Here is an 834-nt window from a genome sequence, read left to right as displayed (position 1 = left end):
GATTGAATGCCTGGCCAGTCTTGCCTAATGTCTTTATCTAATAAAGTCGCATCGAGCCTATAAACAGTTCGGATTTCCTCTCGACCATGCCCCTTATCTGAAGTGACTTGCGTTTCCATCCCCAGTTCCCCAGCATCAAATTGTTGTTGGAATACATTTGAAATTGCCGAATATAGTTTCTTCTGATTGCCCTTAGCTTGCACCACATAGTCTGCTTTGCGGCTGATAAGTTGGTTTAGCGTCTCTTTTTGGCAATGCATTGCATCTAATGTGACCATCGCACCGGTAATATCAAGCATGTGAAGTAATTCACGTACTGCTGGGATTTCATTAGTTTTGCTATCGACACAGTTATGGAGCAAGGTCAGCCCTGAATCGCAATCGTAAGCTGAAACCAAATGGAGTTTATCCGTCGCGCGTTTGCTCGCACCACGAATAGTCTTGCCGTCAAAAGCGATGACTGGCATGCCTGACTTTTCTCGTTGTTGATTTACCCAGCTGTACAGAGCTAGCAGTAATGAGTCGCTATCAAGGCCTCGAAAAATACGAGCGATGCTATGCCGCGTGGGAATACCGTGTGCAAAAGGGCGAAAACGTCTTAACCATGGGAGTTTTTTATTACCATATATTTCAATATCTTGCCAACCTTCACAGCCTGAGGTTATGGCGCTTATTATCAGGAACATGATATCAACCAGGTTATGGTGCTGATTAATCGTTGAGCGGTTTTCTTTGACTAGTTCGAGGTGAGAAAATAAAGACATTGCGATAGATAAATTAGGAAAAACTGATGCTATTAGATCATAGATTTACCTTGTTTACAAAGTGTGATCC

1 protein-coding gene is annotated in these 834 nt (G+C 42.9%); it reads right to left on the bottom strand.

The genetic code is table 11. From position 1 onward, the window contains the following. Positions 1–764 (bottom strand): ISAs1 family transposase (locus tag N482_RS04005; protein WP_063375855.1); only part of this gene is annotated, 764 nt, incomplete at its 3' end. Positions 765–834: the final 70 nt, after the last annotated feature.

The organism is Pseudoalteromonas luteoviolacea NCIMB 1942 (assembly GCF_001625595.1).
In the GTDB taxonomy this organism is placed as follows: domain Bacteria; phylum Pseudomonadota; class Gammaproteobacteria; order Enterobacterales; family Alteromonadaceae; genus Pseudoalteromonas; species Pseudoalteromonas luteoviolacea_A.
The sequence above is the reverse complement of the archived record's forward strand: the minus strand, read 5'-3'. Positions and strand labels throughout refer to the sequence as shown.